We start from the raw sequence: 16,041 nt of genomic DNA, 5'->3' as shown, positions 1-16,041 counted from the left end.
CACTAGGCTGGCTGCCTCCTGCTTGAACTCGGGAGAAAAAGTGCGCCGTTTCTTGGTCATGTGACACCTCGCTTATGGTGGCAATTTTACCACCTACGTTGGTGTCCGGGTTTAGTAGACCACTACATGATGTCTGAGATACGCCAGATGATGGACATGATGAAGACTCAGCAAACTGCCGAATAGTAAAAAACGATGCTAACTTAACCAAGGGTTCGTTATAGAGCCCTTTTCTCTTCGACTCTAATAAAGACAGCCGCCTAAATCCGCATTCAATCGAATGCTGTTAGTCCGTCTTATTTCGTACCGAAGGAGTTATCTATCAACAAAAATAGAATACTGAACACACCAGAGCTACACGTCGCAATTTTCTCATTCTTCCTGCATTTTATCTGGGAGCTGATGCAGATGCCATTATTTGCCGGATTCGACGATACTCATTACTTCAGCGTCATTCTGCATTGCACCAGAGCCACCGGCGGCGACGTCATTATTTCCCTTGGAGCGTTCTGGACTGCTAGCTTATTCGCCCGTTCAAGGTACTGGTTTCTGGCAGATCGATTCCTGCCCCTTGGCATATTCCTAATTGCTGGCCTACTGATTACCGTAGTTTTTGAGCTCCTGGCGACAGGCCCATTTCAACGCTGGACCTATGAACAATCCATGCCGGTGCTGCCCTTTACGAATGTAGGTTTGTCACCCATTGCCCAGTGGATCGCGTTACCTCTGCTGCAAATGTGGTTTGTCCGGCGCCAGGTGCTTGGCGGACACCTTTAGGGCGTTCAGATGCGGAGGTAAAGGGTAAAGGACGAAATGCCTGGTCATTTTCACTAACGCTGCCTTTGGTACTGAGCGAGAAACAGTTATGAGTATGTTGTCTATGCGCGCCAGAATGGCGCTTCTTTTTATATTGGTAGTAACAACAGTTCTGGCGTTCGCTGCCGTAAGCTTTGATTTTTTTTGTCGCCTGCATTTTGAGCGACAGGATGAACAGGTTCTCCAACACAAGATACAGTCGCTGGAGGCAGTTCTGTCGCGCAATGACGGCCTTGGGTCATCCATAATGTCCGACATCGACCGATTGCTTGACACCTCATTTGGCTTTGCTGTCGTGATTAAAGCCGGAAACCGCGTCGTTTATTCACATCACAACCTACCCGAAAAATACCTGCCTTTTAATAACTCCGGCAATGCTGACAAGTGGCTGATTCAAGTGGGCCCCAACATCTACACGGGGACGACCCAGCGGATCGGGGAGTGGGCAGATGGAGAAGGAAAGACGATTCACTTGGCCCTAGATGTCACACACCGCACCCACTTTTTCGAAATGATTCGTCAATGGTTCATTTATACGCTTCTCATCAGTGCTGTGCTCAGCGGCGTACTTGGTTACGCATTTATTGGCCGGGGTCTCAAGCCGATCTCCCGCCTGTCAAAGACAACTTCCACCATCACTGCCAACTGCCTGGAAACGCGAATCCCTGCCGAATCGGTACCAACCGAACTGCATGAGCTCGTGAACAGCTTTAACGCCATGCTTGAGCGATTGGATAATTCCTTTCTTCGCCTATCGGGCTTTTCAGCTGACATCGCGCATGAGCTGCGCACACCGCTGAACAGCATGCTGACCCAAACTGAAGTCGCGCTGATGAAGGATCGCTCTGGCGAAGACTACAAAGAAATTCTTTTGTCGACCCTTGAGGAGCTCCGCAGGATGTCGCGAATGGTCGACGACATGCTATTTCTGGCCAAAGCCGACAACGGCATGATTACTCCCGATTTAGAAGATCACAACCTGGCAACTATCGGAGCGAGCGTGCTCGAATATTACGAATATGCGGCCGACGAAAAGGGCTTAAAACTGATCATGAGTTGCGAAGGCGTCACCTGGGTACAAGGTGACAATCTCATGTTGCGACGCGCCCTTTCGAACATCTTGTCCAATGCAGTGCGTTACGCAGATGAAGGCACTGTTGTCGTTATTGAGGTCTCGAGAGCGGATGATTGGGTGCTCTTGAAGGTGAGTAACCAAGGCCCGATAATTTCTGCTAAGCATATCGATAAGCTTTTTGACCGTTTTTACCGAATCGATACCGCAAGGCGCGAAGGAAGCACCTTGAATGCGGGTCTTGGAATGGCTATTACCCGGTCGATTATCGAAGCGCACAAAGGAACAATTGAATGCAGTTCAGCGGATAGAATCACCACATTCGAGATTAAATTAGCAGCAATCGTTTAAGCATGTAACGCCAAGCTCAACTTGACTCTGTACTATCGATGAAATAGCCCATGCCTCGAACGGTTTGAATCAACTTTACAGGGAAGTCATCATCAATTTTTGCGCGTAGTCGTCTAATAGCGACCTCAATAATATTAGTGTCGCTATCAAAGTTGATATCCCATACTTTGGATGCAATAAGCGATTTAGATAACACTTCACCCCGACGGCGAAGCAGTAGCTCAAGCAACATGAATTCCTTTGCAGTCAGATCGATGCGTTTGCCTCCGCGCTCGACTCTTCGCTTCAACAAGTCCACCTGCATGTCTGCAATGGCCAAGCTCGTCTGGACAGTTGCATTGGTTCCACGACGCAGCAACGACCTTACTCGGGCCAGCAACTCGGAAAAGGCGAACGGTTTGACCAGGTAATCATCTGCCCCAAGCTCTAGGCCTTTGACTCTATCTTCCACCTGGTCTCGAGCAGTCAGAAACAGCGCAGGCGTTTCACTGCCCGCAGCGCGTGCTCGTTCAAGCACCTGCCAGCCATCCAGCCCTGGCATCATCACGTCCAAAATCAGCAGGTCATATTCTTCATCATGAGCCTGTTGGACCGCATCAATACCGTTCGTGACCAAGTCGACAACAAACCCAGCTTCAGCCAAACCTTGTTTCAAGTAAACGCCAGTCTTCGGTTCATCTTCTGCAACCAAGATTTTCACAATCAAGCTCCTGCCTAAGCAATAGCTCATTGTGCAGTGCTCAGGACGGAGATGCTATTGCCTTTCATAAATGTAATTGACGGCGTCCAACACATCGATAGTGTTAAGGCCTGAACCGGCTTGGCGCGTCGGGAGATTGCGCCGACAGCGCCAAACGATCAACCCGCCATCCGCCCACATTCTTCTAAACAGGCGATGCAGGCTTCGGCGCAGCGCTGACTAACACGCCCCGTACTCGCTATATAGCAGGAACGGGGCGTGCGTACCGACACTCAATTTTGATAGCTCTGTTAAGAACTAGCGCTTGCTTGCTCTTCTAACTCGTCATCTCGACGGTGAACCAGCTGGTAAAGCAACGGTAACACTAATAGCGTTAGCACCGTTGAAGACAGAATCCCGCCGATCACCACCGTCGCAAGAGGACGTTGTACCTCTGCACCGGTCCCGACATTTAAAGCCATTGGAACAAATCCGAGTGAAGCCACAAGAGCAGTCATTAATACCGGTCGTAGCCGGGTAAGAGCGCCCTCGCGGATCGCGGTGTCCAGAGGTAAACCTTGCTCCCGTAGGCTACGGATGAAGGAGATCATTACCAGGCCATTTAGAACGGCGACGCCTGACAGAGCAATAAAGCCAACTCCTGCTGAAATGGACAACGGGATATCTCTCAGCCACAGCGCAACAATGCCTCCGGTGAGCGCAAATGGAATCCCTGTAAAGACCAATAAGCCGTCTTTGACATTGTTGAACATCATGAAAAGCAGAATGAACACCAGGAGCAGCGCCACGGGGACGACAATCTGCAGCCGCTTCGTTGCCGATTCAAGCTGCTCGAAGGTACCGCCCCAGTCGATCCAATAACCTGCCGGGATATCTACCTGGGCCTGGATTTTCTGTTCTGCCTCAGATACGAATGATCCAATGTCACGACCACGGACGTTTGCACTGACAACAATTCGCCGTTTCCCTTCTTCTCTACTGATCTGATTCGGACCGGGGGACAGATCTAGCGTGGCCACCTCGCCGAGGGGGATATAACTTATGGTGCTGTTTAATTCCCTTGGAAGGGCAATTGGAAGCCGCTCAATTGCGGCGAGATCGCTGCGTATCTCGTCCGGTAAACGAACCACGATATCGAAACGCCGGTCTCCTTGAAACAAGGTGCCTGCCTCTCGGCCACCGATAGCTACTGCAACCGCTTGCTGTACAGTATCTAGACTCAGGCCGTATCGTGCGATTTGATCGCGATCGATATCAATCGTGAGCATAGGAAGGCCAGTCGTTTGCTCGACCGTAACCTCTGAAGCGCCTGGTACTTGTTCTAGCAGCTCGGACACTTCCGCCGCCGTGCTGTTAAGAACCTCCATGTCATCACCATAGATTTTCACGGCCACCGCGGCACGAACACCGGAAATCAACTCGTTGAAACGCAGCTGAATCGGCTGGGAAAACTCGTAGTTATTGCCCGGCAACTCAGCGGCGGACGCTTGGACCTCGCTTAAGAGCTCATTGCGCGACTTGCCTGGATCCGGCCACTGCTCTTGTGGCTTCAGCATGACGTACCCGTCAGAGATATTTGGTGGCATGGCATCGGATGCCACCTCCGCAGTGCCTGTGCGCGCAAAAATCCGCTCGATCTCCGGAAACTCACCCATAAGCTTTCGTTCCAGCTGCTGCTGCATCTCGACAGACTGACTAAGACTGGTAGCCGGTACACGAAGGGCTTGGATAGCGAAGTCTCCCTCGTTGAGGCTAGGCACGAATTCACTGCCCATACGTGACCCTACGAGGCCGGAAAGTATGACTACAACTACGGCAAAGGTGAGCACCGCTGGCTTGTTGGCCATCACCGCATCGAGTGTAGGTGCGTAGGCCCGTTTAGTATTGCGGATTAGAAAGTTTTCCTTCTCTGTAACCCGCTTACCGATAAATAGCGCAACGGCTGCCGGGACGAACGTCACCGAGAGGATCATCGCCCCGAATAGCGCTGTCACTACGGTAAACGCCATGGGCGTGAACATCTTACCTTCTACCCCTGTAAGGGCGAATATCGGCAGATACACGATCATAATGATCAGTTGCCCATATAGTAGAGGCCGACGCACTTCCTTTGCCGCAGCGAACACTTCATGAAGCCGCTCGGACAGCGTTAATGCCCGTCCGTGATGGGACTGAGCGTGAGCAAGTCGACGCACGCAGTTCTCAACAATCACCACGGCACCATCGATAATGATGCCGAAATCCAATGCGCCTAAGCTCATCAGGTTGGCGCTGACCTCGTTGGCTACCATGCCGGTGAACGTAAAGAGCATCGCCAGCGGTATAACAAGTGCGGTTAGGATCGCCGCACGGATATTGCCCAAGAAGAGAAAAAGTATAACCACAACAAGAATGGCACCCTCAGTGAGGTTCTTCTTAACGGTGGATATAGCTTTGTCTACGAGTACAGTTCGATCGTAGACAGTGATCGCCTTTACGCCTTCCGGAAGCGAAAGGTTTATCTCTTTCATCTTGTCATCGACAGCCCTAGAAACTACCCGGCTATTTTCACCGATAAGCATGAAAGCCGTACCTAGAACCACTTCGCGGCCATTCTCGGTGGCTGCGCCAGTACGGAGCTCCTTTCCAACCTCGACCGTCGCAACGTCCCGGATACGCACTGGGGTACCGTCAACGTTGCTAATAAGGGTATTGCGGATGTCCTCCACAGACTGCATTTGTCCTGGTGCACGAACAAGATACTGCTCGCCGCGCTTTTCAATATATCCGGCACCTAGATTGTTATTGTTTTGCTCAACCGCCTCGATTAGATCTTGTAGTGTTAGTCCAAACGACCGCAAAGTGTCTGGGTTGGGGGCGATCTGATATTCCTTTGCATATCCTCCGATCGTATTGATCTCAGTAACACCAGGTACATTGCGGACTTGCGGTTTGATGATCCAATCTTGAATCTCACGCAAGTCAGCAGGGGTATACGGCGTACCGTCCGATTTGGTGGCACCTTCCTCAGCTTCAACCGTCCAAAAGTAGATTTCGCCAAGCCCAGTGGAAATAGGGCCAAGTGTTGGAGTGACGCCTTCTGGGAGCTGATCTTTGGCCCCTCCCAGGCGCTCATTCACAAGTTGGCGGGCAAAATAGATGTCAGTGCCTTCCTCAAAAATAACTGTGATCTGAGAAAGTCCATATCGAGACAAGGAACGTGTCTGCTCGAGCTTGGGCAACCCGGCCATTACCGTCTCGAGCGGGTAGGTAATGCGCTGCTCCACTTCCAGCGGGGAATAACCTGGCGCCGCAGTGTTGATTTGCACCTGTACGTTGGTGATATCAGGAACAGCGTCGATAGGCAGCTTTTGGTAGCTGTAAACTCCTAACGCTGCCATGCCAAGCACGGCTAGCAAAACCAGCCAGCGATGCTCTATAGAAAAACGAATGATACGTTCGAACACAGTCTATAACTCCGTATTAGTGAGCATGCGAGGCGCTGGCTTTGCCAAGCTCGGACTTAATAATGAAGCTGTTAGCCAAGGCATAGCGCGCTCCGGCCTGAAGACCTTCCTTGATTTCAACCGCTTCACTATCGCTGCGACCAGTCACGATTGGCTGAGCAGCAAAACCATGGTCGGTCCGTACAAACACCACCGGCTTTTCTTCCAATGTGTGGATCGCATCAGGACTTACTGCGACTGGCACGGATGCTTCGCCAGCGCCTACCTGCACTTTGACGAACAGGCCGGGGCGCCAAACCCCTTCAGGATTGGGAAGTGTGACCCGGGCGGTAGCGGCGCGGCTTTGCTGACCAACAAGTGAGCCGACATAAGAAACGGTGCCATTGGCACTGGACTCGAATGCTGTGGCCTCGATAACGGCATTGCTGCCGACTCGTACCGCGCTGAGTGCATTGGCAGGAACGCTGATATCTGCCCAAACGGTAGAGAGATCGGAAATGATGAATATCTGGTCATCGGTATTGACTGACTCACCGAGCGTGATGTCCTTCTCAACGATCATCCCATCGAACGGCGCCCTGAGTTCGTAGCGGCTCAATGCGTCTGGCTTGCCAGCATCACTGCCAAGCGCTTGTAGCTGTGCGTTTGCATTCGCAACAGTCAGCTCTGCTTCCCGTAAAGCCTGTTGTGCCTGTAAATAATCCTGTTCCGCAGAAATACGCTCTTCCCATAGCTCCTTTTCGCGTCGATAGGTTTTTTGAGCCAATGCAAGACGTTTTTGCGCCGCGTAGAACTCGCTTCTACGTTCCGACAGGTCTGTACTCGCGATCACAGCAAGTACTTGCCCCTGTTTCACCTGTTCGCCCAAATCAACTTTGACCGCTTCAACGACACCTGAGAGACGAGGCACAACTTGCGCTGTGCGGTCTTGGTTGAATGTAATTTCGCCAGGCAGCTCGATTGCGCTTTTTATCAGTGCAGGCTGAGCGGTTGCCAGCGAGATGCCCGCGGCTAGGATTTGGGACTCAGAGAGTTCAACCTCTGCTGCTTCAGCGTGCGCCGCTCCCTCAGGGCCATCGTCATGCTCATCTTTCTCTGCCGCACCGACCTCGTGATCGCTATCGGCGCCTTCTTCATCATGGCCATGATCTCCTTCGGCTTCGGTATCCTCATCCGAATGCCCTTCATCATCATGCTCCGAAGCGCCACCATGCTCGTCGCTCGCATTGGGCACAGCAGGACTACTGCCAAGAAGCAATCCGCCAAGCACTAGTGCCACGCCTAATATGACGACGATCCAAAAAATCTGCTTCTTGTGAACAGCCAAGGAAGATGTGTTCGATTTACTTTTCATATGGATTCCTTATGGCTGAGTGGCCGTGGTGATAACGGCCGACCCATCGCCGACAATTCGCGCAATTTCCGCCGCCGCCTGGTTAGCTTGCGAGAGCGCAGACAGGTATTGAGAGCGGGCTTGAAAAAGCGTGCGTTGAGCATCCAGTACGTCAAGGAAGGTGAACTTTCCGAGTTCGAACCCCTTGCTGGCAGCTTCATAAGCGCTTTGGGCACTGGGGAGCATGTCGTTGCGCAACAGTTCGAACTGCTGGCTAGCAGCGCGCAGCCGCATGTGCGCTTGGGAAAGTTCGCTTTTCAGGCGTATATGGACGGCGTTAAGCTCGTCCTGCGCCTGGTAGGCCCGTTCCTGCGCTGCTCCGATGTTGCCTTGGTTTCGATCAAACAACGGCAGGGGCATCGAGATACCCACCAGCCCCAGCGTGCCGTTATATTCATCTGAGCGTTGGGCACCTACGCTAACCGTCACGTTAGAAAAGCGATTCGTCCTTTCCAGCTCCAACGCAGCCCGACGTCTTTCTGCTTCCCGACGCGCGCGGGTTAGTTGAGCGGAATCGCTCAAACGGCTATAAAGCTCGCCTAGTTCGGGAAGCGGAGGTACTGCCTCTGCCGGCTCTTGTACTCGCTCAAAGCGTGGCTGTGGGTTTCCCCAGTTGGCCGCCAGACGAGTGCGCGCAGCTTCGAGTTCAGCTGTGGCCTGGGCAAGCTCCACTTGCACTCCAGTAGCCGCAACCCGCGCCCGGGTTTCCTCTACGGGAGAAACCATGCCGGCCCTCACACGCCGATTGGCCACGTTCACTGCTTGCTTCGCAAGGTTTGAAGCAGCCTGAGCGAGCTCCAGCCGTTCTTGAGCAGTAAACACATCGTAGTATGCGCCCATCACTGCCCCCCTCAGTCGAGCTTGAGCGTCCTGTAGGTCGGCGGCCGCTACGTCCATGGCGCGTTGCGCTGCCTCAATACGAGCCGAACGTTTACCGCCTATCTCGATTTCTTGGCTAAGTTCAAGCGTCGTCTCCGGGGCGTCTCCCCTTATTCCTTCCTGACTAGCGGACAATATTGGGTTTGGCCGTACTCCGGCTTGAGTAATTAATGCTTGGGAAACAGCCAGCTCGCGTTTGGCAGCAGCCAGTTGAGGGCTTGCAGAGCTAGCAAGCTCCAAGGCGCGTAACATACTTATGGAATCGATAGGCTCAACCAGGGAGGTATTTAACTCATTGACAGGTGAGGACTCTGTGAAGGTCGGCAAATCTAAAGATTGCGCAAAGGCAAGGTTGCACGACAACGTAATCAATCCTAGCAAGAATAGAACTTCTCGCATCTAAGTCTCCTAAAGAAGTTGAAGATAGAAGGCACGTCAGATACAGATAAATGGCACTCAATGGTTACTTTCGCGTCTGATCTTATTTGCATTGATGCGCCGATTAGATTTCTAAGAGCTCTCAGATTCAGCCGATGCGTAGCCGCCAAAAGGAAACTTTTTCAAGCTCCTTCTTAAGGCCACGCCAGGCGAGATTCCTTTCGTTATATAACATCGCTATACAGGCCAAATATCTGAGCGCTATCTGTAGGAGACTATAAAGTAGAGCTGTTAACGAACCAGTGACCACTTCGTTACAAATTTGTAATAAAAAAGCGATCGACTGTTGAACCTGAAGATTACAAAATAGTAATTTACCGCTAATGTTGTGGTCATCTTTAAAAGCGCCTATAATTAATAAAAATTTAATGCGAAAGGCGCCATCTAGGCGCAAATAATGTCGCACATCAGGAGCATTATCATGAGCAAAAAAACCACTCTTTCACTGATAGCCATTTCAGTGACACTAAGCAACGCTCCGGTCTTTGCTCAATCGGAAACAGCGGAGGGTTTCATCGAAGGCAGCACGCTTTCGTTAATAAATCGCAACTATTATTTCAATCGAGACTTTCGCGACGGTGAGAGCACCACCGGCAATGGCTACTCTGAAGAATGGGCTCACGGAGTGATGGCTTTTTTCGAGTCCGGATATACCCAAGGTTCGGTGGAGGTCGGCGTCGACGCCTTTTCTATGCTCGGAATCAAGCTCGATTCCGGTTCGGGACGCTCCGGTGTGGGTGGCAGCATAGACCTGCTTCCTTACGACAGCGCTGGCGATCCTGAGGATAATTTCACTCGGGTGGGTGGCGCAGTGAAAGTGCGACTGTTCGATACCGAGATCAAGGCCGGTGACGTGTTCCCCACGACGCCCGTTGTGCATTACGGTGACTCACGGCTGCTGCCGGAGTCTTTCAAGGGTTTCACTGTAGTGAACAATTCGCTGGAAGGCCTTACCATCCAGGGTGGTCGCCTACACGCGATGAGCCAACCCAACACTAGCAACACGAACGACGACTTTGTCACCTTCTACGGAGGGGATGTCGACGCGTCTTGGCTCGGCTACGCAGGGGGCGACTATCGCGTTAACGAAAATATCAGTTTTAGTCTGTATACCAGCCGGCTCAAAGATGTTTGGAACCAACATTACTTTGGTCTAGCGACCACCTACCCAGTCTCAGATATGGTAGATGTGCTGGGAGGTTTCAACTATTACAAAGCAACCAATGAAGGTCGTGACCTGTTGGGTGAGTTCAACAACAACATCTGGAGTTCCAGCTTGGGTGTCGTTTTTGGTGCGCACGCCGTTACCGCATCTTATCAGCAAAACAATGGCAACAATGATTTTGACTATCTGCGCCAAGCGGACTCGATTTATCTGAATAACTCCATACAGTACAGCGATTTCAATTCACCCAAAGAACAGTCTTTGATGCTGCGCTATGATCTGGACATGGCGGACTATGGGATCCCCGGGCTTACGTTCATGACGCGTTACGCCAGTGGTTGGGGCGCTGACTATAGCAACGCGAACGAGGTGTACATGCGGCAAGACGATAACGGTGCTGCGCTGACAGGACAGAGCCGATGGGAGCGCGACGTCGAAGCTCGCTATGTTGTACAGACAGGCTCTCTCAGTGGGCTCTCTTTGAGGGTACGCCAGGCTACTACGCGGGCAACTGACTTTGAGTCAGACCTTGATGAAGTCCGATTCATAGCTGAATACCCGCTATCTATCCTGTGAGGTACCATAGGCAACACCACATCTTCTTTTTTTGCTCCCTTGGTTAGAAGATGTGTTTCAGGCGCCCATCTGGGCGCCTTTTTTTGCTTCAACGCACTTCCTTGCGCTGTGGGTTAACCAAATTTCCGGTAGATACAAAATAGCTGGATGACCCCGAAAAACTATTGCTGCGCTAGGTTGCTTGCCAAATCCATAGGCAAAGTTTTTTCATTTGTCTTTTACGTTAATAAAAAACCGTTTTCTTCTTGACCTTATAGTTAATACATAGATTATTTTTGTTCCGCTTACCGCACACCTCTTTTCCGAGCTACCTGAAATCATGCGCATCTTGATTATAGAAGACGAAATAAAAACTGCAGAATACCTACAACAGGGTCTTACCGAATGTGGTTACAAGGTCGATCGAACGGCTGATGGTCTCGACGGGTTTCACCTAGCTCAGCAAAACGACTATGACATCGTGCTACTTGATGCGAATCTACCAACCATGGATGGGTGGGAGGTGCTCGAACTCATCCGGCGCCGGAAGCAAACACGCGTCATCATGTTGACAGCCAAGGGCCGCCTGGAGCACAAAATCCGCGGCTTGGAATTGGGCGCTGACGATTACCTAGTCAAGCCGTTCCAGTTCCCTGAGCTGGTCGCTCGCATCCGAACAGTGGTGCGACGCAGCGAGGCCGTCGCACTCCCGAGCAATCTGAATATAGCCGACCTCGAGCTGGACCCGAGCCGGCATTGGGCCTATCGAAACGGTCAGCGTATCGACCTCACCAGCAAAGAATTCGCGTTATTGCATCTGCTCATGCGCCGGGCTGGCGAGGTGCTTACACGTACTGAGATCACAGCTTTAGTTTGGGACATCAACTTTGACTGCGATACCAACGTGGTGGATGTCGCGATTCGTCGATTGCGGATGAAAGTGGATGAGCCCTTTGGCAATCGGTTGATACACACCATTCGGGGTGTGGGCTACGTGCTAGAGGCGCGGCATTGAAGCCACTCAGCCTCGCATCGAGACTTGCGCTCCAAATCACATTAGCCGGCGCCGCTTTGGTCGCGCTGCTTATAGCGATGAGCTACTGGGTATTGGTACGCCAATTAGATTCGCGAGCCCAGGAGGAAATGACGGATAATCTCGGAAAAATTGATCATGTACTCGTAGATACCGAATCCAGCACAGGCCGTCCTTGGCAACATTCGCTGAGCGATACGATACTCGGCCATGACAACCTTTCGATTACTGTCGTCAACGATACAGCGAAATCGCCTATTTTGAGTATCGGAAGGTTCGCCAGTGCTCCGGAACAGCTGGATCTCGTTAACAAAGATAGTGACTTTCTGGAATGGACTGCGAAAGAGGATGTGCTGATGTTAACTGGGCGCAAGCATATCCAGGTTCCGGGACTGCCTCAAATGACGGTTTTACTTTCGCAAGATCGCAGTGCCGATCAACAGTTGGTGGCTGCATTCTTGGGCTCGGCTTTAGTGGCCGTGCCGGTATTGCTGACATTAATCTGTTTGACCGGATGGCTGGTTGCAAACAATGGCTTGCGACCGCTGCGTAAATTTCGTGCTTTGGCGACTAAGGTAACCACGCAGGATCTGTCACCCCGAATCCGCATCGATCGGCTTCCCAAAGAGCTCCAGACATTGGCGGATAGCCTCAACATAATGCTTCATCGACTCGATTATGGCGTTCAGCTCTTGTCTCAATTCTCGGACGATGTAGCTCATGAGTTGAAAACTCCGCTGAACAACCTGATAGGGAAGGCTCAGGTCACCCTAGTACGCGAGAGAAATAAGGAACAATATCTTGAAGCGCTGGAATCGTCGGTAGAAGAGCTCGAACGCATGGATCGAATTGTGTCAGACATGCTGTTTCTGGCCCAGGCCAGCCCAGCACTGAAGCTGGAACCATTATCCTTGGGGAACGACGCGAGACGAGTATGTGAATATTTCGAAGTACTCGCTGAGGAAGCGGGAATCGCAATGACGATAACGGGCGATGCCAAGATTTTAGGAAATCAACTCATGGTCCAGCGAGCCATTTCCAACCTGCTATCCAGCGCGTTGCAACATTCGAACACTGGCAGCACGGTAGAACTTCAAATCCGGGAGGACTTGGAAACGATCTCATTGGCCGTTACCAATCAAGGCCCCACTATCGAATCTAGCCATCTCCCACTCCTGTTCGAGCGTTTTTACCGCACCGGCAGCATACAATCTCGAGGAGTGGGCTTGGGGCTAGCGATTGTTCGTTCAGTGATGAACCTCCACCAAGGCCACGTGGCCGTGGCTAGCACGAGCGGTCGCACCACTTTTAAACTCACTTTTCCTCGGCACGCCTGACTCGGCAAACCCCCTGAGTCAGTATTCATCAGAAGTAAAATTTCCTACTAATCGGATAAAAATTTTTATGTGGAGACATCCCGTTCTTCAGAAGGCCAAAGCATTTCTATTCTCAAGCACGCCGACGCCGGCAGCCCTGCACCCGAGTTATGCCGTGAGTATGGCATCATGCACGGCGTAGCGGGCCAAGTTTGGCGGCATCAACAGCTCGTTAGTGCCCCAGCTGCGCGAGATCGAGGATGAAAACCAGTGCCTCAAGAATGGCATGCCGAAGAGCGATTGACGGCCGAGATCATCCAGGCGGCTAAGTCAAAAATGGTGAAGCCATGCCAGCGGCGCAAGAGGTCACAGCAAGCGGTTAGCTCTGGCAACATCAGCACCAACCTGGCTGTTTTGCCTTTGACGTCAGCGTTACTTGCTATCGCTACTAGCCGCGCTTGTCATCAGAAAATGTCAAGATCGCCGACCACCTCATTAACCTCACACACAACCAACCCAACTAGGGTTATGGCCTGTTCTTCCTGTATCTGCGCAACGTGAAAGGCTATCGCTGGAATCGCAATCGGGTGTGTCGAATCTATGGCGAGCAGGAGCTCGATCTGCAGGTCAAGCCGAGCGCGCATCGTTAGGGGGGAGCCCCAGTCGCTGGCGGTGCCGAACTCGATGAATCAGTGCTGGACGACGGACTTCATGCACGACCAACTATCAGATGGCCGCAGCTTTCGGATATTCAATTTAATGTGAGCGCTGGTGATTTTGACATTTTATTCCAGTAGGTCTGACCCACTCGCGCTGGATGTTCTTACCCACCCATTCCAGTGATGGTGATCCACTGCGCTGATGATTTTGACCCATCCGTAAAGCGTTAAACTATCCGCTCTATCCCTACTTCGCAGGTCGTCTCAATTGATTGAAGAAGGCAGCCAGAATGTCTATACCGATCTCAGTTGCGCCAATGCTGACGCAATTCAGCGTAAAACCATGCTCATTGTGCGCATCAACGATTTTATTAGCGCCAAAGGGCTGGTGCTTGCCTAAGCATCGGCGGTGATGGGCATCGAGGTATTTTAGGGGCATTTTCGAGATACTGACGAAGCCTTACTGTATGCCTGCCTAAGCCAACTTGAGATGCAGTCTCACTGACTCGGTCATTTTCGCGGGCGCGAAAATGACGAAGGGGGTAATCCCCCTCCGTTGTCTATCATTTATGCCTTGGCAGCCTGCTTGCGCAGTGACTCGCCCTTGAGTCCGATACGGTGCGAACGGTGGACGATGCGATCCAGTATGGCCTCGGCAAGCGTGACGTCGCTAAACATGCTGTGTCAGTGCTCCGTGGGGAACTGACTGGTGATGATCAGCGAGCCGGTCTTTGCATGCGTTGATCGACAATGTCCAGTAAGGTATACCCCACCGTAGGCTCTACCGGAGCCAACCCAAAGTCATCGAGGATAAGCAAGTGGACTTTGGCTCAAGGCCGTTCGATACTTTGGGAGAGAGCCGTCGCCTATGGCGATTTGCAGTTCTTCGTAGAGTTTCGAGACGTTTTTATAAACCACTGAGTAGTCCTGCCGTCAGGCCTGGCTACCAAAGGCACAGGCGAGTCAGGGCTCCGGTCAGCAACAGGTTCTGTTGCTGACCGATCCAGCGACAGCTAGCCAAGCCTTCAATCACTTGCTTATCCAGACCGCGACTGCTGCGATAGTCCACATCCTCTAGGTGCGCGGCATAGCGCAGTTTCGCCTGCTCCAGTAACCGTGACAATTTGCGGTTCTCACGCTCGCTGAGTTCGCGATCAACCATTAGGCCTAAGCGGTCATCAAATGGCAATTCCTGCATGCGCGGTTGCTCAAGCTGGTCGCGGTAGGCCTTGGCCATGCCCGACAGGTGCAGTTGCTGGAGCTTGTTTTGGATCTGCTGGTTCAGCATGTCGAGTGATCCTTTTCATCGGCAAAGTAATGGGCGCCGCGCGGGTTTTCGTGAGCGGGTGTCAAGCTGGGCAAAGCTTTCAGGCCAGGGCGTTTGTCAGGTTGCTCGCGCAAGATGGATTGCAGACTTTTCAATGCGAAGATCTTGATAGTCAGCGCGTAAGCACAGGCCTCCTCCAGTCGGGCATCGCCATGCAGGTGGGCTTCCTTGCGCAAGGCGCTGGCGCGCCTTGCGCCCATTGGCCACAACGGTACGTTCGGTAAAGTGGTAGTGCAGGTGACGCAGCAGTGCAGGCCCTACTCGCTCCTCCCAGGTCAACAATGCGGCGGGTTGGCTGTCGGCGTAGTACTGATGGTTAGACGGCCGGTGTTCCGGCTGCACGCTGATGCCAGACACAAACTGACGGGCATGGCTGCTGACACTCAAATGGTTGTAGAAGACCTCAACAATCTGCCCAGTGGCGCGCACATCCACCTGCTGCTGTAACAGTCGGCTTGGCACCGAGTAATGGTGGTTGTCGTACTCCACTAGGTAGTCACTACGTACCCGTACCTTGAAGCGCCAATCCGCATGCTCGTAGGAGTGGGCAGGCAGAGGCTGGAGCGCAGGCTGAGCCACTGCGACGAACAAACTTTGCCGATTGCTGCCCGGCTGGCGTTTGAACGGACGCTGATTGAATGCCGGCAGCAAATCAAAGATGGCCTGATTGAGTTCCGCTAAGCTGAAAAAACGCCGGTGTCGCAGGGCTGCCAACAACCAGCGCTGAACCAGTTTCACGCCGGCCTCCACTTTGCCCTTATCTTTGAACCGCCCCGGGTTTCGCGGAGGCTGTTTGGTTTAAGTCAAGCCGCCACCTTGGAAGCCTGACTGGCTAGTTGCCGATAGTAGTTTGCCTCAGCCTCTGCGGGCGGTATATATCCGATGGGTTCG

General features: G+C 52.3%; 13 protein-coding genes and 1 pseudogene. 7 read left to right on the top strand and 7 right to left on the bottom strand.

Annotation, left to right across the window (positions count from 1 at the left end; all coding sequences use genetic code 11):
* Positions 1-402: 402 nt before the first annotated feature.
* Together EF096_RS19545 and EF096_RS19540 are read left to right on the top strand one after the other, a co-directional pair.
* Complete coding sequence (locus EF096_RS19545) at positions 403-777, top strand: hypothetical protein (RefSeq protein ID WP_218565819.1); 375 nt, start codon at positions 403-405, stop codon at positions 775-777.
* 88 nt (positions 778-865) lie between these two features.
* Positions 866-2,239: a heavy metal sensor histidine kinase gene (locus EF096_RS19540; RefSeq protein ID WP_123891423.1), complete on the top strand. Its 1,374-nt coding sequence runs from the start codon at positions 866-868 to the stop codon at positions 2,237-2,239.
* Positions 2,240-2,255: 16 nt separating this feature from the next.
* Here the strand turns inward: EF096_RS19540 and EF096_RS19535 are convergent, their stop codons facing one another.
* The 4 genes from EF096_RS19535 to EF096_RS19520 all read right to left on the bottom strand — a co-directional run bounded on the left by EF096_RS19535 (position 2,256) and on the right by EF096_RS19520 (position 8,909).
* On the bottom strand, positions 2,256-2,939 hold the full coding sequence (locus EF096_RS19535; protein ID WP_123891422.1) for a heavy metal response regulator transcription factor: 684 nt from the start codon (positions 2,937-2,939) through the stop codon (positions 2,256-2,258).
* A gap of 290 nt (positions 2,940-3,229) precedes the next feature.
* Positions 3,230-6,385: an efflux RND transporter permease subunit gene (locus EF096_RS19530; RefSeq protein WP_123891421.1), complete on the bottom strand. Its 3,156-nt coding sequence runs from the start codon at positions 6,383-6,385 to the stop codon at positions 3,230-3,232.
* Positions 6,386-6,401: 16 nt separating this feature from the next.
* Entirely contained in the window at positions 6,402-7,739 is a 1,338-nt protein-coding gene (locus tag EF096_RS19525) for an efflux RND transporter periplasmic adaptor subunit (RefSeq protein WP_123891420.1), read from the bottom strand.
* Positions 7,740-7,748: 9 nt separating this feature from the next.
* Complete coding sequence (locus EF096_RS19520) at positions 7,749-8,909, bottom strand: TolC family protein (protein ID WP_235869804.1); 1,161 nt, start codon at positions 8,907-8,909, stop codon at positions 7,749-7,751.
* Between the two features lie 607 nt (positions 8,910-9,516).
* Between EF096_RS19520 and EF096_RS19515 the strand changes: the two genes are divergently transcribed.
* From EF096_RS19515 to EF096_RS20760, 5 genes and pseudogenes are all read left to right on the top strand, one after another.
* Complete coding sequence (locus EF096_RS19515) at positions 9,517-10,836, top strand: OprD family porin (protein ID WP_123891418.1); 1,320 nt, start codon at positions 9,517-9,519, stop codon at positions 10,834-10,836.
* Between the two features lie 319 nt (positions 10,837-11,155).
* The gene (locus EF096_RS19510; RefSeq protein WP_123891417.1) at positions 11,156-11,830 is read left to right on the top strand and encodes a heavy metal response regulator transcription factor; all 675 of its coding nucleotides are present in this window, start codon (positions 11,156-11,158) and stop codon (positions 11,828-11,830) included.
* A complete protein-coding gene (locus tag EF096_RS19505) occupies positions 11,827-13,185 on the top strand; it encodes a heavy metal sensor histidine kinase (RefSeq protein ID WP_123891416.1) in 1,359 nt (452 codons plus the stop codon). Before EF096_RS19510 ends, EF096_RS19505 begins: the two co-directional genes overlap by 4 nt.
* A gap of 503 nt (positions 13,186-13,688) precedes the next feature.
* Positions 13,689-13,926: pseudogene (locus tag EF096_RS21085) on the top strand (IS3 family transposase); the annotation flags it as partial.
* Between the two features lie 165 nt (positions 13,927-14,091).
* A complete protein-coding gene (locus EF096_RS20760) occupies positions 14,092-14,223 on the top strand; it encodes a helix-turn-helix domain-containing protein (protein WP_256671458.1) in 132 nt (43 codons plus the stop codon).
* A 167-nt stretch (positions 14,224-14,390) separates the two neighbouring features.
* Here EF096_RS20760 and EF096_RS21035 read toward each other — a convergent pair whose 3' ends face one another.
* The 3 genes from EF096_RS21035 to EF096_RS19495 all read right to left on the bottom strand — a co-directional run bounded on the left by EF096_RS21035 (position 14,391) and on the right by EF096_RS19495 (position 15,888).
* A complete protein-coding gene (locus EF096_RS21035; RefSeq protein WP_372237943.1) occupies positions 14,391-14,501 on the bottom strand; it encodes an ATP-binding protein in 111 nt (36 codons plus the stop codon).
* A gap of 265 nt (positions 14,502-14,766) precedes the next feature.
* Complete coding sequence (locus EF096_RS21030) at positions 14,767-15,111, bottom strand: ATP-binding protein (RefSeq protein ID WP_372237944.1); 345 nt, start codon at positions 15,109-15,111, stop codon at positions 14,767-14,769.
* A gap of 96 nt (positions 15,112-15,207) precedes the next feature.
* Complete coding sequence (locus EF096_RS19495) at positions 15,208-15,888, bottom strand: Mu transposase domain-containing protein (protein WP_123891415.1); 681 nt, start codon at positions 15,886-15,888, stop codon at positions 15,208-15,210.
* Between the last annotated feature and the right edge of the window lie 153 nt (positions 15,889-16,041).

The organism is Pseudomonas neustonica, from assembly GCF_003797945.1.
In the GTDB taxonomy this organism is placed as follows: Bacteria; Pseudomonadota; Gammaproteobacteria; order Pseudomonadales; family Pseudomonadaceae; genus Halopseudomonas; species Halopseudomonas neustonica.
The sequence above is the reverse complement of the archived record's forward strand: the minus strand, read 5'-3'. Positions and strand labels throughout refer to the sequence as shown.